The 15,814-nt window shown below is 37.6% G+C and carries 16 protein-coding genes; 9 read left to right on the forward strand and 7 right to left on the reverse strand.

Features of this window, described 5'->3' with window-relative positions; all coding sequences use genetic code 11:
* The first annotated feature begins 16 nt into the window (after nucleotides 1-16).
* The 3 genes from dtd to QF042_RS04175 all read left to right on the forward strand — a co-directional run bounded on the left by dtd (nucleotide 17) and on the right by QF042_RS04175 (nucleotide 2,419).
* Nucleotides 17-469, forward strand: a complete 453-nt coding sequence (gene dtd, locus QF042_RS04165; protein ID WP_307525633.1) for a D-aminoacyl-tRNA deacylase — start codon at nucleotides 17-19, stop codon at nucleotides 467-469.
* 92 nt (nucleotides 470-561) lie between these two features.
* Nucleotides 562-2,103, forward strand: a complete 1,542-nt coding sequence (locus tag QF042_RS04170) for a glycosyltransferase family 39 protein (protein WP_307525634.1) — start codon at nucleotides 562-564, stop codon at nucleotides 2,101-2,103.
* Nucleotides 2,093-2,419 (forward strand): nucleotide pyrophosphohydrolase, encoded by a 327-nt coding sequence (locus QF042_RS04175; protein WP_116248788.1) that lies wholly within the window; start codon nucleotides 2,093-2,095, stop codon nucleotides 2,417-2,419. Before QF042_RS04170 ends, QF042_RS04175 begins: the two co-directional genes overlap by 11 nt.
* A gap of 30 nt (nucleotides 2,420-2,449) precedes the next feature.
* Here QF042_RS04175 and QF042_RS04180 read toward each other — a convergent pair whose 3' ends face one another.
* Nucleotides 2,450-2,752: a DUF4286 family protein gene (locus tag QF042_RS04180; RefSeq protein WP_307525637.1), complete on the reverse strand. Its 303-nt coding sequence runs from the start codon at nucleotides 2,750-2,752 to the stop codon at nucleotides 2,450-2,452.
* A gap of 108 nt (nucleotides 2,753-2,860) precedes the next feature.
* Here QF042_RS04180 and QF042_RS04185 point away from each other — a divergent pair, with 108 nt between their 5' ends.
* Nucleotides 2,861-3,124, forward strand: coding sequence for a hypothetical protein (locus QF042_RS04185; RefSeq protein ID WP_307525639.1), 264 nt, complete (start codon nucleotides 2,861-2,863; stop codon nucleotides 3,122-3,124).
* 18 nt (nucleotides 3,125-3,142) lie between these two features.
* Nucleotides 3,143-3,745, forward strand: coding sequence for a GNAT family N-acetyltransferase (locus tag QF042_RS04190; RefSeq protein ID WP_307525641.1), 603 nt, complete (start codon nucleotides 3,143-3,145; stop codon nucleotides 3,743-3,745).
* A 30-nt stretch (nucleotides 3,746-3,775) separates the two neighbouring features.
* On the opposite strand, the gene QF042_RS04195 is transcribed toward QF042_RS04190, so the two are convergent.
* The gene (locus QF042_RS04195) at nucleotides 3,776-5,599 is read right to left on the reverse strand and encodes a tetratricopeptide repeat protein (RefSeq protein ID WP_307525643.1); all 1,824 of its coding nucleotides are present in this window, start codon (nucleotides 5,597-5,599) and stop codon (nucleotides 3,776-3,778) included.
* A 228-nt stretch (nucleotides 5,600-5,827) separates the two neighbouring features.
* On the opposite strand from QF042_RS04195, the gene QF042_RS04200 reads away from it, so the two are divergent.
* The 4 genes from QF042_RS04200 to QF042_RS04215 all read left to right on the forward strand — a co-directional run bounded on the left by QF042_RS04200 (nucleotide 5,828) and on the right by QF042_RS04215 (nucleotide 10,173).
* Entirely contained in the window at nucleotides 5,828-7,711 is a 1,884-nt protein-coding gene (locus tag QF042_RS04200; protein ID WP_307525645.1) for a prolyl oligopeptidase family serine peptidase, read from the forward strand.
* A 3-nt stretch (nucleotides 7,712-7,714) separates the two neighbouring features.
* The gene (locus QF042_RS04205) at nucleotides 7,715-8,875 is read left to right on the forward strand and encodes a hypothetical protein (protein ID WP_307525647.1); all 1,161 of its coding nucleotides are present in this window, start codon (nucleotides 7,715-7,717) and stop codon (nucleotides 8,873-8,875) included.
* Between the two features lie 8 nt (nucleotides 8,876-8,883).
* On the forward strand, nucleotides 8,884-9,390 hold the full coding sequence (locus QF042_RS04210) for a sensor histidine kinase KdpD (RefSeq protein WP_307525649.1): 507 nt from the start codon (nucleotides 8,884-8,886) through the stop codon (nucleotides 9,388-9,390).
* Between the two features lie 93 nt (nucleotides 9,391-9,483).
* Nucleotides 9,484-10,173: a response regulator transcription factor gene (locus QF042_RS04215; RefSeq protein WP_086547960.1), complete on the forward strand. Its 690-nt coding sequence runs from the start codon at nucleotides 9,484-9,486 to the stop codon at nucleotides 10,171-10,173.
* 167 nt (nucleotides 10,174-10,340) lie between these two features.
* Here QF042_RS04215 and QF042_RS04220 read toward each other — a convergent pair whose 3' ends face one another.
* The 5 genes from QF042_RS04220 to QF042_RS04240 are packed head-to-tail and all read right to left on the reverse strand — an operon-like array spanning nucleotide 10,341 to nucleotide 15,368.
* Nucleotides 10,341-11,597, reverse strand: a complete 1,257-nt coding sequence (locus tag QF042_RS04220; RefSeq protein ID WP_307525652.1) for a metallophosphoesterase — start codon at nucleotides 11,595-11,597, stop codon at nucleotides 10,341-10,343.
* A 55-nt stretch (nucleotides 11,598-11,652) separates the two neighbouring features.
* Entirely contained in the window at nucleotides 11,653-12,372 is a 720-nt protein-coding gene (locus QF042_RS04225) for an AAA family ATPase (protein WP_307525654.1), read from the reverse strand.
* A gap of 36 nt (nucleotides 12,373-12,408) precedes the next feature.
* Complete coding sequence (locus QF042_RS04230) at nucleotides 12,409-13,896, reverse strand: sigma 54-interacting transcriptional regulator (protein WP_307525656.1); 1,488 nt, start codon at nucleotides 13,894-13,896, stop codon at nucleotides 12,409-12,411.
* A 20-nt stretch (nucleotides 13,897-13,916) separates the two neighbouring features.
* A complete protein-coding gene (locus QF042_RS04235) occupies nucleotides 13,917-14,210 on the reverse strand; it encodes a DUF3861 domain-containing protein (protein ID WP_307525657.1) in 294 nt (97 codons plus the stop codon).
* A gap of 60 nt (nucleotides 14,211-14,270) precedes the next feature.
* Nucleotides 14,271-15,368, reverse strand: a complete 1,098-nt coding sequence (locus tag QF042_RS04240; RefSeq protein WP_029274175.1) for a VWA domain-containing protein — start codon at nucleotides 15,366-15,368, stop codon at nucleotides 14,271-14,273.
* Nucleotides 15,369-15,814: the final 446 nt, after the last annotated feature.

The following is a 15,814-nucleotide window of genomic DNA, read 5'->3' on the forward strand; positions in this document are numbered from 1 at the left end:
GCAAAAGTAGTATAAAATGCGAGCAGTTTTACAAAGAGTTACCCAGGCAAGTTGCACAGTTGATGGTGAGATAACAGGAGCGATTGAAATAGGATTTCTGGTGTTGTTGGGCATAGAAGATGCCGATGCTCTAGAGGATTTAGATTGGCTGGCGCAGAAAATTATCGGTATGCGTGTTTTTGGTGATGAAAACGGATTACTGAATAAAGCACTCGCAGATGTTGGTGGCGATATCTTGTTGATCAGTCAGTTTACATTATTTGCTGCAACAAAGAAAGGAAACCGCCCGGGATTTACAAGAGCAGCACGACCAGATATAGCCATTCCGCTGTACGAGAAAATGATTGAAAAATTATCAGCCTTATTGGGTAAAAAAGTAAAAACAGGGATTTTTGGTGCCGATATGAAAATCGCTTTATTAAATGATGGTCCAGTTACCATTACTATCGACACAAAAAACAAGGAATAATTAAATTTATATTGCGCAGACGTAACTAATTAAGCAACGAACTGTCAAAAATCATATTCAATCTAATTCGAGAAAATTTTGAACATAGTTATATGAATGATAAAAATCTAAACCGGCTAACGGAGTATAGCTGTCTCGTGTTTTTTCTATTGTTAAAATTAGTTTTATCTTTTATTTTGGTTAATTCCGTTTACGAACTGCATCGTGATGAATTCCTGCATTTAGATCAGGCCAATCACTTAGCAGCGGGTTTTACCTCCGTTCCGCCTTTAACTTCCCTATTTTCGTGGCTGATTAAAGCTTGTGGCAACGGCGTTTTTATGGTAAAGCTCGTTCCTGCATTATTGGGTGCCTTTACCATACTCTACTGCTGGAAAATCGTCGATTTTTTAAAAGGTAATCTATTGGCCAAATGTTTGGTGGCGGTTGCCTGTCTATGTTCTTCTCTGCTAAGGTTAAATACCCTTTACCAACCCAACTCTTTCGATGTTTTGGCGTGGACGGCCATGTTCTATTACCTCATAAAATATTTCGATAAAAATGATGCTAAATACCTGTATTACTTTGCCATTGTTGTAGCTCTTGGGTTTTTAAATAAATACAACATCCTTTTTCTCATCATTGGTTTATTGCCAGCTATACTCATTACATCAAAACGAAAAATATTTACCGATAAACATTTTTATCTGGCCATTTTACTTGCGCTTTTAATCATTTCGCCCAATATAATCTGGCAGATTAACCATCACTTTCCGGTGCTTACACACATGAAACTTTTGCAGGCCACACAATTGGTCCATGTAAACCGGATTGATTTTTTTATCGGGCAACTTCTCTTTTTTATCAATGCGATCTTTATTCTCATAGCGGGAATTTGGAGCTTGATTTTTTGTAAAGATTTTCAAAAATACAGATGGATTATCCTTACCTACCTGTTTACCCTTATTGTATTTAGCTATTTTAAAGCAAAAGACTATTATGCCTTAGGTTTATATCCAGTTTTACTGGCTTTTGGAGCTGTTTATTTAGGTCGATTTCTGTTAAAAAAGTATGTGCTAACCGGATTGTTATTTGCTTTTACTATTGGCTCTTTTATTTATCTGATACCGCTTATTATGCCGGTTTATAGCCCTGATGAAATTGTTGCCCACCATAAAAGATTTGAACGGGTGGGTGCCTTACGCTGGGAAGACGGGAAAAACCACCAGCTGCCGCAAGATTATGCCGATATGCAAGGCTGGAAAGAAATGGCCACATTGGTTGATATTGCTTATGGAAGGGTTAAAGATAAATCTACCCTATTGGTACGTGCCGATAATTATGGACAGGCCGGCGCAATCAATTATTACTCAAAATATAAAAACATCAATGCAGTATCGTACAATGCCGATTACCTGTATTGGTTTAACATGGATAAACCGATCAAAGATTTCATCATGATCACCGAATGGAACGACAAAGATCCGCAACGTAAGCGGGAACAACCCTATTTTGCCAGGATCACCAAAATTGGTGAAATTAAAACACCCTATGTGAGAGAAAAAGGTGCAGGTGTGTTTTTGCTTGAAGGTGCCAAAACCGAAGTGAGCAACATTATAAAATCAGAAATAGAAGAAGAAAAAAATGACCATTAATGAAGCACAGGAAACGGTAGATCGTTGGATTAAAACTACAGGCATCCGTTATTTTAACGAATTAACCAATACCGCCATTTTGATGGAAGAAGTTGGAGAGGTTGCCCGGATTATGGCCCGTAAGTACGGCGAGCAGTCGTTTAAAAAAAGCGATGAAGAGGTAAACCTTGCCGATGAAATGGCCGATGTTATGTTCGTGTTAATCTGCCTGGCTAATCAAACGGGCATAAACTTAACTGACGCTTTAGAAAAAAACCTGGAGAAAAAGAGCATCCGCGATGCAGACAGGCATAAGAATAACGAGAAGCTTAAATAAGTCCGAAGTCCTTAGTCCTTAGTCGGAAGTCTAACCGACAAATTCCATTAAACTGCGATAGGCTACAAAACGGTTTTTATATCTTTCATTTAACTCTGCCTGTAGGGCTGGAGCAAATTCTTCCTGGTAATTGTTGTAATGATCCATTGTTTCTGCAACATACTGTGCGCAATAGGTTACGCCTTCGTTAGGAGAATCTACCACCTTTAATAAGCGGTTAGAAACAAACATACCTGTAGCCATAACCTGTGGAATATGGATATCCTGCATCCACTGTAACCATTCTTCAGCCGCTGCATCATCAATGATGAGCGTAACATTATATAAAAACATGCAGTAAAGGTAAATAATATATAAATGTTAAAAAATTGATGATGTTTGATTTTATTCTTTAAAGTGGTGTTAATCTGTTAAATTTGCTAATTCCCATTGTTTTTAAGCATGATACGAACTAACGGCTCTCAAAAAATAGATAATTCCACCCGCAATTACATTTACACTGGTTATCTTACTGCAATTTTCGGCGGCATTTTAGGCCTGGTTATAGGCTGGGATTTAATGAAGAAAAAAAGAACACTGAGTACTGGTGAGAAAGTTTTTTCTTATTCACTAACCGATAGACAACATGGTGCGAGGATCTTAATATTAGCAGGCATTTGCTTCATTTTGTTACTAACGTTAACTATCATTGCATTAGATGCCTAAGTCATCTGCCATTTAGAAATGATTTCCATTGCCAATTCATCTACTACTAAAGAGCTTGAAGGAATTCTTAAACTTCAAAAGCAAAACCTAAAAAACGATTTAACACCTGAGCAAATAAAAGAACAGGGTTTTGTTACTGTATCGCATTCGCTTGATGATTTGGAAAAGATGCATCAGTATGAACCCAACATTATTGCAAAAGATGGGGAAGAGGTTGCAGCCTATGTACTTGGGATGACCGAACAATCTAAGAATGATATTCCGAGGCTGACCGAAATGTACGAAAGCTTCGATCATATTCTATATCAGAATAAACCTGTTTCTGCTTATCACTATATTGTTGTAGGCCAGGTTTGTGTTGGTCAGAATTATCGGGGTAAGGGTTTATTTGATCAATGTTATAATGCTTATAAGGATTTTTTTAAATCAAGATACGATTTTGCAATCACTGAAATTGCAAGTATCAATTTACGATCTATGAATGCCCACAAGCGTATCGGCTTTGAAGTAATTTACACTTATACCGATAGTAGTGAGGTAGAATGGAATGTTGTGGTTTGGAATTGGAAGATTAACCAGTTGTCAGTTGGTAGTTTTCAGTTAACCAATTTCAACAATTAACCATCTACTAATGGCTAATGAACTAACTAATCAAACCCCGTCACCGCGTAAATTTCTAAATCTTTTTCTGGCTTCAGCACTGAACATGCTTCCGGGGTAATCAGTAATTAGTTTCTGGAAATAAATTTTAGCCTGTGCAATGTCGTTCAATTTCTTTTCATAAAGATCGCCTAAGGTAAAAAGGGCATCATCCGTCCAGATACCATCTTTAAAATCTTCAGTTACTTTTTTTAAGATATCGGCTGCTTTTTGATAATCGTTGGCTTTAATGAAAATCCTTGCTTTGCTCATCATTATCGCATCGGTCAGGCTATTTTGTGGAAAGGCTATCGCAATACTATCCATTTTTTTAACTGCACGTTCAGGAAGGTTTCTAAATAAAAGCATCTCTGCATCAGCATACATTTTTAGTGCATTGCTATCTGCAGGGGTTTGAATATTATCGTTAATCAGCAAACTCAGGTTCAAGGCATCGTTTGCAATGAGTTGCGAAGTTGCGGCCTTTAAAACCAGGCATTGACCATTGCTGTATTCGAAATTACCCTGATAAAAGGAAAGTTTAGCGCTCCTGAAGCGCGCTTCATTTCCAACAGGTTGGCCTTCAAACTGTTTGCTTACCTGCTCGTACACTAAAAAAGCTTCCCAGGGTTGGTTGGTTAAAATGTAAATATCGCCTAAATCGAGTTTTAGCTGGCCTAAGTCCTGATCGTTAATGCCTGGCATTTTTATCGCTTCTTCCAGTTCTTTTTCTGCGCTGCCAGGTTGATTTAAATAATAAGCCTGCAAGTTTGCCAGTTTTTTTATGGCAAAAAGTGTATTCCTGTTCTTGCCATTTTCTTCCAATAATGCCTGATAATCTTTCGCTAGCAGATCAAGGTCGGCAACGGTATATTTCCCGTTGGTACGCAGGTTATATTTGGTATTCAGCATTTCTATTTTTGAAGGTAGATAATACTGGTTATCCTTTCCTTTGGTTAGCAGATAATCGTAGGCTTTAATCGCTGTTTCATAGGCGCCATTATCAACAAAGGTATAGATCGCATTAAATAAGGTGCCCCCATCAGCTTTAGTACGTTTATCGTACGCAATTAGCTGGCGCAGGGCCATATCAAATTCCTGTTGCTGAATATAGTTCCAGGTAAGCAGCTGAATATAAATTTCTGCATCAGGCTCTTTCTGTACTTTTCTTAAAATGGCCGCCTGAAAGGTTTGATAATCGTTTTTATCTTCAAAAATAGAAGATAGTACAGCTTCAGCCTGGGGTAAAAGTTGTGGCATTGTTCCAAGTGCATCAAGATACTCCTGCATAAGCATGGGTTTATCCTTTTTAAAACGGTACATGTTTAATAACTCAAAGGCAAACATTTGATCGTTACCTAAGAGTTTGCGTCCCTGTTTAAAGGTTTGTACCGCATAGTCGTAATTTTCGAACCGGTAAAAGCTATTGGCTAAATTCCTGATTTTAAATTCATCTTTCGGAAGTTTATTAATTACCTCAGTAAAAATCTTGTTTGCTGCCGGTACATCACCCTTCTCCTGATAAAGCTTGCCCAATGCGATTGGATAAACATCGTTTTGCGAATTTTTTTTGATTTCCCTTTTAACCACCTTCTCTGCAACATCATAACGCTTCAATTTTACCAATGTATTAAAATAAATATCGAAATAGGCTTCGTTATTGGGGATGGCATAGAGTTTTTCCAGTAAAATAACTGCCTTTTCATAATCTCCATCCTGATAGTATTGGATAGCCAGACTACTTTCATCGGGTGCAATCTGCTGATTGGGGCGGAAGATTTGTGCATTGGCCCCAAGCGATAGGAATAAGAATATAATGAAAAACAAGCGGTTCATAAACCCTAAATTATAAGTTTTAAATGTAACATTTTAATACATCTTTAGCTAAAGCGTCAATTGATATTAAACGTATTTTAAATGTTACCTGTATTTTATTTTGTAGGTATTTTATAAATACTAAATTGACCCACGACTTATTATTGATTGCATAAGTAACATTGTTGGTGTAAATCGCGGTTAAGTTGTTGTGATACTTATTTTTGTCATCCCGTAAAGGATTTATTTATGCTAAAAAAGATTTTTCTATTGTTAATGGTTGCATTGATTTGGGCTTGTAAAGGCACTAACAATGATACTATTCCTGTAGACGATTTTTTTAAAACACAGGATAAAGCCTATTATCGCATTTCTCCAGATGGGAAAAGTCTTTCTTATTTAAAACTTCATGATAAAAAACTTGATCTTTTTGTTGAAGATCTTGCTACCGGAAATAGTGTTCAGTTAACCCACTTAAATGGAAAGAATATCAGTTTCCATTTCTGGACCAGCAATAATGAGTTGATTTATTATACTGAAGACGAATCTAAAGAGCGTAAATCGGATATTTTCGTAATCAATAAAGATGGAAGCAAGCAAGTGCAGCTGAGTGCCAATGAGAAAAGCAGGCTAAGGGTAATAGAAGATCAGTTAATTGATGATAAATACATTATTGTTGCATCGAACAAACGCGATTCGACAGTTTTTGATGTTTATCGTTTAAATGTTCGGAATGGTAAGATGGATATCGCGGCCAAAAATCCAGGCAATATTACCGAATGGATGACGGATAATAGGGGGGTATTGAAAATTGCTGTAGCGAGCGATGGGGTGAACGAAACTTTAATGTACCGCGAAAACGAAAACCAGGCCTTTGCTCCGGTAATTACTAATAATTTTGAAACCACTTTGCAGCCCATTGCTTTTTCGGAAGATCAACCAAATATACTTTACGCCATTTCTAATGTAAACAGAGATAAGAATGCACTAGTGGCACTCGATTTAAAAACCGGTAAAGAAAAACAGGTGCTTTTTGCAAACGATACCTTAAATGTAGTAGATGCAAAATATTCGCGCCCACAAAAGAAAATGCTATTCGTAACCTGCGAAACCTGGAAAAAGGAAAAATATTACCTTGATGACAGTACCAGGATTACCTATTCGAAAATAGACCGGCTTTTGCCAGGTACCGAATGGAAAATTATGGATAAGGATAAAATGGATAAGGTTTTTGTGGTAAGAACATTTACCGATAAAAATCCGGGTTCTTATTACCTCTATACCGTTAGCGAGAATAAACTTAAAAAACTAACTGATATTAGCCCATCTATTAAACAGGGCGATATGAGTGCCATGAAACCAATCTGTTTTAAAAGTGCTGATAATTTAACTATTAACGGCTATTTAACCTTACCTAAAAATAAAAAAGCAGTTAATTTGCCTGTAGTCGTTTTGCCGCATAATGGCCCTACAGGGAGAAATAGCTGGGGCTATAATGCAGAAGTACAATTTTTAGCTAACCGTGGTTATGCTGTTTTGCAGGTAAACTATCGTGGGTCTACCGGTTATGGAAAATCTTTTTATGCTGCTGGTTTTAAGCAGTGGAGCGATAAAATACAAGAAGATGTTAATGATGGCGTAAAATGGTTAATTGCTAAAAAAATTGCCAATCCTAAAAAAATCGCCATTTATGGCAATGGTTTTGGTGGTTATATTGCATTAAATTGTTTGTATAAAAATCCCGATCTTTATAAGTGTGGTGGATCAAACTCAGGTGTAATCAATTTATTTAGTTACCTGAAAACCATTCCACCGTTTTTAAAAGCGAACCTGCAGATGTATTATGAAATTGTTGGCAATCCGGTAACCGATACCGATTATATGCGGTTTGCATCACCTGTTTTCCACGCCGATCGGTTTAAATCGCCTGTTTTTATAGCGCAAAATCCTAAAGATCCACGTGTTAATGTAGCAGAGGGCGTTCAGTTTATTAAGGAGCTGAAAAAACGGAATGTTCAGGTAACCTATATCGAAAAGGAAGAGGGGCCAAACCCAATCGTGCGCCAACAGAGCAGAACTGCTTTGTATAAAGCTTTAGAAGAATTTTTACAGGAAAATCTAGGTAAGAAATAGGGTATGGCCTTAGATAAAAAAAGTGGTTATCGTAAAAATTTCTCGCTCGGTGTAACCTTCATTGTACTCATTTCCATTTTATTTATCCTGTCGCTTTTCCTGGCGTTTAACTATAGCAAGAAATCGATTGAGAATGATTTTGTATCCGAGAAAGTAAATGTGCTTGAGCAGAGTATTAAACCTTATAACGATTTCTTTCAGAACAAAATGCCCGAGATTTCGTATTACAGCGGTTATTTAGATTCTTCTACTGCAGCGAAATTTGTAGATACGGTGATGTTAAAATACCCTTTTATCTCGAAGGTTACTTTTTATGATACAGAGGTAAAGAATGTTCCTGTTAAAGATGGAATTAATGCAAACCACCTGGGTATTGGCCCGAAATCCATTTTCCAGTTTGGTAAAGGCGTAAAACCCGATTCGATAAAATTATATTCCGAAGATGATACCAGATCTTTTAACGTGGGAAGCGATTTTAATGCAATCGCCATTAAACTTGCCACTTTTGTTGAAGATCTTGATACGGCATCAGTACCCACGCAAGAGGAACTATTTACTAACTTTTCTATCGTTAACTCAAACGAAAACAAAATCACTTACTTAAATATTCCACGTCGCGAAGATTTAAGGATTTATAAGGAGATGATCAGGCGCAAGCTTAACCCAGCTCCGGTTTATCCACAGGATGTAATGGTTTTTAAATTAGATCCGCATAAAATTAAGATTATTAATACCAGGCCATTATTGTACCAAACGATCAGGATTGAGCCGTTGACTTATGATCCGATTGATACTTCTGATGAAAACATTAATACCGAAATTGCCCTGCCAGGTGCATTTTCTGATTTTAAGCTCTACCTTATTTCATCAAGATCTTACATCAAGAAAGAAATTTTTATTTACTTCATGCCAATTGCACTGGTGTTATTGCTGGTATATGGAGTGCTTTTATTGGTTGCTTTTTTAATTTACCGTAACCTGAACATCAACAGTAAAATGTTTAAGTTGCAATACGATTTTGTGAATAATCTTACGCATGAGTTTAAAACGCCCGTTAGCGTAATTAAGATTGCAGGAAACAATATTAAAAGTGCTACCGCATTAAGCCAAAGGGAGCAGCAGCTTTACGGTAATAGATACTGGATGAAGAAGCCGACAAACTAAATGGTTTAATGAATAAACTACTGGCCTTTACGCAGATCGAAAATAAGGCGATTAAACTGAACCGGGAAGAAGTTAATATTGTAGATTTTATTGAAAGTACAATCGAATCGCATACCTTAAAACATCCCGATTTTATGATTACCTATGAAGTGGTGGGCTTTAAAACCTTTATTACCGATCCGGTATTATTAGGGAGTTTATTCGATAATCTGGCAGAGAACGCCTACAAATATTCGAAACCAGAACAGAAAAAATTGCACATTAGTGCAAAGCTGATTAAAGGGGTACTGGTTTTCCGGTTTGCCGATAAAGGGATCGGTATCGCATCGTCAGAATTAAACAATATATTTAAGAAGTTTTTCAGGATTCAGAATGAATATAACCAAATGGGCAGTGTAGGCCTGGGTTTGGCATTCTGCAAAGAACTGGTTAACTTTATGGAGGGAGAGATCTCTGTAAAAAGCAAAGTAGGAAGTGGTACTGAATTTAAAATTGTACTGCCTTATAATAGTTAAAATTGGAAAGTTAAAGGTTGAAATGTTGTAAGGTTGTGTTCAACATTCGAACTTTATAACGTTTCAACATACAACCACATTAAACACATACAAATGTCTAAAGAAGTAAAAATATTAATCGTAGAAGATGATGAAAATCTTCGCTTTCTTGTTGCCCACCGTTTAAAGGCTGAAGGTTATACCGTGCTTGAAGCAAATGATGGCGAAGCTGGAGAAAGAATGATTTTAGCCGATCAGCCTGATATTGTTTTATTAGATTGGATGATGCCTGGCAAACAGGGGGCAGAAGTTTGCGAGAATGTGCGCAAGCAGGGTTTTGAAAATCTAATCATTATGATGACTGCTAAAGCACAGGATGTAGATAAAATTGACGCCTATAACTTTGGTGCATCTGATTATATCACCAAACCATTTAATATGGATGTTTTGGTGGCGATGCTGGAGAGTAAAGTGAAATTTATCGTGAATAAAGATACCGCCGAAATTCACCGTTTTGGTAATATGGAACATCATCCAAACATCCACACTTTATTCAGGGATGGAAAGAAGATCGAATTAACGATATTGGAAAACCGCATCCTGCTTTATTTCTTGCGTAACCCAGGTAAAGTAATTAACCGAGACGAATTGATGTTGGTGGTATGGGGCTATAACTCTGATGTAAACACCAGAACGCTTGATATGCACATTGTACGTTTACGTAAGAAGATAGAATTAAATCCTGATAATCCACAGTTGTTACAAACCGTTAGGGGCGTAGGATATCGCTTTAACGCGGGATAATTATATTGCGCCGTCAGATGTTGCCATCTGACGGTTATATACAAGTCAGATGGTAACATCTGACACCACTGTAAGTGGCGGAGAAATCTATGAGGTGATTTACTTAAATCTCTTTTATAGATTTCTCCATTTCGTTGCACTTCAGTCGAAATGACGAATTTTATTTATTACGCCCTCTTCAAAGTAAAAATTGTAATTTCTGGTAAAACACCAACCCTGCCCGGATAACCTAAAAAGCCATAACCCACATTAACATAAAGCTGTTGTTTTTGCTCCTGGTACAAACCCGCCCATTCTTTGTAAATGTACTGCACCGGGCTCCATTGAAACTCTTTTAAACGAACACCAAACTGCATTCCGTGTGTGTGACCACTAAACATGGCATCTATTTGCGGGTATTTTTTTAAAACCTCTCCACGCCAGTGCGAAGGATCGTGACTAAGCAAAAGTTTAACCGGTAAATCATCTGTATTTTGAACCGCCAGTTCCATTTTGCCATATTTCGGAAAACGACCCATACCCCAATTTTCAATACCTAAAATCCCGATTTCTTCTCCATCTACTTTTAATCTCCTGTTTTCGTTCATAAGTAAATCGTAACCCATTACTTTGTGCACATCAACCATATCTTTCAGGTTTTTTACCTTGGCAGGAGATGATTCTTTACCAAAATAATAGTCGCCATAATCGTGGTTTCCCAGTGATGAATATACACCGAGCGGTGCTTTTATTTTAGAAAATATGTCCTGGTAATCTCTTACTTCGTTGGTCAGGTTATTCACCAAATCACCGGTAAAAAAGACAAAATCGGGTTTCTCGCGCAATAGCATTTCTACACCACCTTTTACGGCTGTTTTATTGTAAAAGCTGCCAGAGTGGATGTCCGAAATTTGTCCCATGGTAATGCCGTCAAAAGCCTTGGGTAAGTTAGGGAGGATTAAATTTACGCGTCTCACCTGGTAATCGTATGCGCCGGAAATAATACCCCAGCTCAGCGAAGTTAATGGTACTGCTGCGGCCACCAATCCGGCTTTAACTAAAAACTCTGAACGTGAGATGGGTTCTGCCACAGTTGCAGAATTCTGTGCTGTAGAAACCTCACTCTTTTTATTCCTTCTAAAAATCTTAATGAATAACCTGCGTAAATCATCCAGTACCAGAAAGGGCAACATAGCCAGTTTACAGGCTACCGTTAAAAAAAAGGCAACCAAAATAATGGCCCTTAACGTAAGAAAAAGATTGAGGTAAATGCCGCAGAAAACGCCAATGATCAATAGTGCGCTATAAGTCCAGTAAATAATGCCAAATACTTTTTTAGTGCCTGGTTTCCATTTTTTAAAAACAGCGATAATGGCTTTATAACAATAAATATCAAAAGCAATGATGAATATGCAGGCGGCAATGATGAAAGGTAATCTTCCCATGTATCGGGTTTGTGTATTAAGTAAATAATCAGGCTAATTTTTTGAATGCCTAAATTTAGGTATTTGAGGTAAATAAATTATCTAATATTCGTTGAGGATGATCTAAAAAGGATTTATAAACTCTATAAACCTCCGATTCCTCATATTTAACCCTGGTTATTTTATCTTCAGTCATTTCATATATCCAGGCATCAGGGTAGGATAATAAAATCGGAGAGTGTGTAGCGATAATAAATTGGGCATTTTTGTTTGCCAGATTATAGATTTTAGATAACATGGCAATTTGCTTGGTGGCAGAAAGCGCTGATTCGGGCTCATCCAGGATATAAACACCATTTCCGCTAAATCGATTCATAAATAGTGCCCAAAACGATTGTCCGTGAGATTGTTCGTGCAAGGATAGCCCGCCATAAGAATTTATAATTTTGGGTCCGTCAAAGTCCTCATCTAGCTTATCAATCTCGCTGGCAACATTGTAAAAACTCTCACCTCTAAGGAAATAACCATCTCTTGGCTTTTTAAAACTTTTCGATATCGTTAAAAAATTATGAAGGTCAGAATGTGTTTCTGCATTGCTAAAATTGAAGTTTTTACTACCGCCCTCTGCATTGAAACCAAGATAAACTGCAATAGCTTCAATTAATGTAGACTTCCCAACGCCATTCTCGCCTGTGAAAAATGTTACGTTTGGGTGAAAAGCTAATTCTTCAAAAGATTTTATACATGGAATGTTAAACGGATATCGATCAGGAACATTGTCTTGATTTAATCTCATCGATAAAAGATATCCGTTAAACTCCATTAAATATGATTATCTGAAATCGTCTTCATCCTCTTCTTCGTCAAATTCGGCATTAAATAAACTGCCAAACATATCAGAGAAGCCGAAACCGCCATTTAAAAAGTTTTTGCTCAACTGCGAGTATTCAGCTAAACCATGTAGCACGAACTCCATTAACAATAAAGTTTGGTTTTCGCTTAATTTTGGATGAAATTTCTTTACCAGATCGTATAGGTTTGGCACCAGCATCAATGCTTTTTTATACTGCGCATTGGTTAAAGCATCGGTAACATCTACATTATTGCCTTCGGTAAACCATTCGGTTACTTCAGTATAAGGGTTGGCCGTTTTGCTCTTTTTTGCTTTTTCTGGATCAGGGAAGTAACGTGCAAACAAAGTTTTAACCGCCTTGCCGATTAAGGTAGTGGCTACATGCGCTGGCCCTTCCAGTTCGCCTTCGTAAACCAATTCTATTTTACCGGTTATGGCCGGGATAATTCCTGCAAGGTCAGACAAACGGACAAAAGTATTCTTCTCGCCGGCGATCAGCATTCGTCTTTCGGCAGTGCTGATTAAATTTTCATAGGCTGAAATGGTTAACCTTGCTGAAACGCCCGATTTCTGGTCGATGTATTCGCTTTTACGTGCCTCAAAAGCAATCTGCTCAATCAAATCCTTTACCAGGCCATCAGCTTCAATATTGGCTTTTTGATCTGCCGTTAATTTTGCTTCCTGGAAAGTAATTTTGCGCGAAATTTCGATGGTTTTAGGGTAATGCGTCAAAATCTGACTTTCAATCCTGTCTTTCAAAGGGGTAACGATGCTTCCACGGTTGGTATAATCTTCAGGGTTTGCAGTAAATACAAACTGGATATCCAGCGGTAAACGCAGTTTGAAACCACGGATTTGGATATCTTTCTCCTGCAACATGTTAAATAAGGCCACCTGGATACGTGCCTGTAAATCCGGAAGCTCGTTAATTACGAAAATGCTGCGGTGTGCACGTGGAATTAAACCAAAGTGGATTACACGTTCATCATTATAGGTTAATTTCAATGTGGCGGCTTTAATGGGGTCAACATCACCAATTAAATCGGCAACGGTAACGTCGGGTGTAGCCAGTTTTTCGGTATATCTTTCGTTGCGGTGCAACCAGGCAATTTCGGTATCATCGCCTTTTATGGCAATTTCGTTTTTAGCATACCAGGAAATTGGATTCAATGGATCATCAAAAATCTCACTTCCGGCAACATATGGCACATATTCATCCAGTAAATTTACCATTAAACGGGCAATACGTGTTTTAGCCTGTCCGCGCAATCCCAATAATAAAATATTATGACGTGATAAAATGGCTGTTTGTAGTTCGGGAATCACCGTTTCATCATAGCCAATAATGCCTTCAAATTCGGTTTTTTTATCGCGGAGAACTTTAATCAGATTTTCCCTCAGCTCTTCTTTTACAGATCTTGATTTATATCCTGTGGTTTTTAATTCGCCTAATGTTGTGTTTTGCATATATTGGATTATACTATTCGTTATTTATTCTTCAATTTTTTCATAAACTCACCAATTGCGGGCTGAAGTTCTTTGAAAAGTTCTTGGTCTCTATTTTTTAAAACTACTTCGGTAAACATTTTCAAACCAATGGCAAACTCGATACTCTGATTTTCATCCTCAAAAATGTTTTTGCTTTTAATGGCATTGATAATGCTGAATATATTATCGTGGTTGTCAAATTCAAGTGTTAAAGGCGCATTGCTGATGTCTTCTTCTCTTGCTAAAGATATTTCTTCTAGTGTTAACTTATATCTATTTGTACGTTTAGCCATGCTTAATTTATTTGATATCCTATATCTTCCGACTCCGGACTAAGGACTTCGGACTCCTGACTATTTAACTGTCTTTCTTCTGTTTTTAATGTAATCTTCAAAAATGTATTCGCCCAAACCATTTAAGGAGCTATAAAAAGCCCTGCCGCCATTAATTTCGGTAAACTGGCGAACAAACTGTTGCAGGTAAGGGTCTTTGGCAATCATAAATGTAGTAATCGGAATCTTTAGCCGCTTACATTGGGCAGCCATGTTTAAGGTTTTATTAATTACCTTCCTATCCAAACCCATACTATTCTTATAATATTTGCCATTTTCCTTTAAGCAGGTTGGTTTTCCGTCGGTAATCATGAAAATCTGCTTATTATGCGTTTTCCTTCGACGGAGTAAATCTGCAGCCAATTCTAATCCTGCATAGGTATTGGTATGGTAAGGGCCAACCTGTAAATAAGGCAGGTCTTTTACGCTAATTGGCCAGGCATCATTTCCGAAAACCACAATGTCTAAAGTATCTTTAGGGTACTTTGTTTTAATGAGCTCGGCCAAAGCCATGGCAACTTTTTTGGCAGGGGTAATCCGGTCTTCGCCATATAGAATCATCGAATGCGAAATATCTATCATCAATACGGTAGAAGTTAAGGTTTTAAAATCCTTTTCCTCTACTTCCAGATCGCGGTCGGTTAAGGTAAAATCGCCAATACCGTGGTTAATCTGCGCATTGTGGATAGAAGCCGTCATATCAATCTGATCCAAACTGTCTCCAAAGCTGTATTCGCGTCTGTCAGCATTTTTTTCTTCACCAACGCCTGATTGGTTACTGTTGTGATTTCCCCGCCCTGATTTTTTTAGTTTCCCGAAAATTTCATCAAGGGCTGATTTACGGATCGTCTGTTCGGTTTTAGCTGTAATTTTAAATTCCCCGGATTGATTGTCTTCCGTAAGATAACCCTTGTCTTTCAGGTCATCAATAAAATTGCCAATCCCATAATCGTTATTGGTTAATTTATATTGCTTGTCGAGCTCGTTCAACCAGCTTAAAGCCTCTGCTGCGTCTCCAGCTGTATAATTCAGCAGTTCGCTAAATAATTTCAGCAACTCATCAAACCCACCCTTTGGCGCATCGCCCGGCTTATAATCAGAAAAACGAAAACCTCTCATGTGCTTATATTAACGATTTATCGAAGATAAAAGTTTCGCTTTGCATTAATTTAAGCGCGGTGTCATATTTGGAGCGTAAATTAGACTTCTCAGATTTTAAGAATATGCGAGAAAAAAATAGTCGCATTCAATGAAGCTTATCAGCTAGATAACTTAGGTGCTCGATATTATTTTGAAAAGCATGGTTCAGCGCTTTTCGGTCGCGAAAGTCCTGCTATCGCTTCAAGTCCTCACTCGTGCCTCGTTCCGGGCTTTCCGCTTTATCAGGTTTATTTAACATGGGCCTGTAGTTCTTAAGTTTAAAACGAATCTAATCCAAGGCGCGCAGGGTGTTTTGAAACGTATGGAATATTTTATGCTGTAAATCTGCGTTAGGGATTGTAAGGGTTCAGTGCCGATTAAGCATCTGTTTTATTTAATTACGGTATGCTTGCTTGTTTCACAGG

The organism is Pedobacter sp. W3I1, from assembly GCF_030816015.1.
Taxonomy (GTDB): Bacteria; Bacteroidota; Bacteroidia; order Sphingobacteriales; family Sphingobacteriaceae; genus Pedobacter.

Excerpts from the sequence above, each read along its gene's own strand:
- QF042_RS04210 (WP_307525649.1), top strand. The coding sequence starts at position 8,884 with ATGAATAAACTACTGGCCTTTACGCAGATCGAAAATAAGGCGATTAAA.
- QF042_RS04235 (WP_307525657.1), bottom strand. The coding sequence starts at position 14,210 with ATGGCTAAACGTACAAATAGATATAAGTTAACACTAGAAGAAATATCT.
- QF042_RS04220 (WP_307525652.1), bottom strand. The coding sequence starts at position 11,597 with ATGGGAAGATTACCTTTCATCATTGCCGCCTGCATATTCATCATTGCT.
- QF042_RS04205 (WP_307525647.1), top strand. The coding sequence starts at position 7,715 with ATGGCCTTAGATAAAAAAAGTGGTTATCGTAAAAATTTCTCGCTCGGT.
- QF042_RS04200 (WP_307525645.1), top strand. The coding sequence starts at position 5,828 with ATGCTAAAAAAGATTTTTCTATTGTTAATGGTTGCATTGATTTGGGCT.
- QF042_RS04225 (WP_307525654.1), bottom strand. The coding sequence starts at position 12,372 with ATGAGATTAAATCAAGACAATGTTCCTGATCGATATCCGTTTAACATT.
- QF042_RS04170 (WP_307525634.1), top strand. The coding sequence starts at position 562 with ATGAATGATAAAAATCTAAACCGGCTAACGGAGTATAGCTGTCTCGTG.
- QF042_RS04180 (WP_307525637.1), bottom strand. The coding sequence starts at position 2,752 with ATGTTTTTATATAATGTTACGCTCATCATTGATGATGCAGCGGCTGAA.
- QF042_RS04195 (WP_307525643.1), bottom strand. The coding sequence starts at position 5,599 with ATGAACCGCTTGTTTTTCATTATATTCTTATTCCTATCGCTTGGGGCC.
- QF042_RS04215 (WP_086547960.1), top strand. The coding sequence starts at position 9,484 with ATGTCTAAAGAAGTAAAAATATTAATCGTAGAAGATGATGAAAATCTT.
- QF042_RS04185 (WP_307525639.1), top strand. The coding sequence starts at position 2,861 with ATGATACGAACTAACGGCTCTCAAAAAATAGATAATTCCACCCGCAAT.
- QF042_RS04190 (WP_307525641.1), top strand. The coding sequence starts at position 3,143 with ATGATTTCCATTGCCAATTCATCTACTACTAAAGAGCTTGAAGGAATT.
- QF042_RS04175 (WP_116248788.1), top strand. The coding sequence starts at position 2,093 with ATGACCATTAATGAAGCACAGGAAACGGTAGATCGTTGGATTAAAACT.
- QF042_RS04230 (WP_307525656.1), bottom strand. The coding sequence starts at position 13,896 with ATGCAAAACACAACATTAGGCGAATTAAAAACCACAGGATATAAATCA.
- QF042_RS04240 (WP_029274175.1), bottom strand. The coding sequence starts at position 15,368 with ATGAGAGGTTTTCGTTTTTCTGATTATAAGCCGGGCGATGCGCCAAAG.
- dtd (WP_307525633.1), top strand. The coding sequence starts at position 17 with ATGCGAGCAGTTTTACAAAGAGTTACCCAGGCAAGTTGCACAGTTGAT.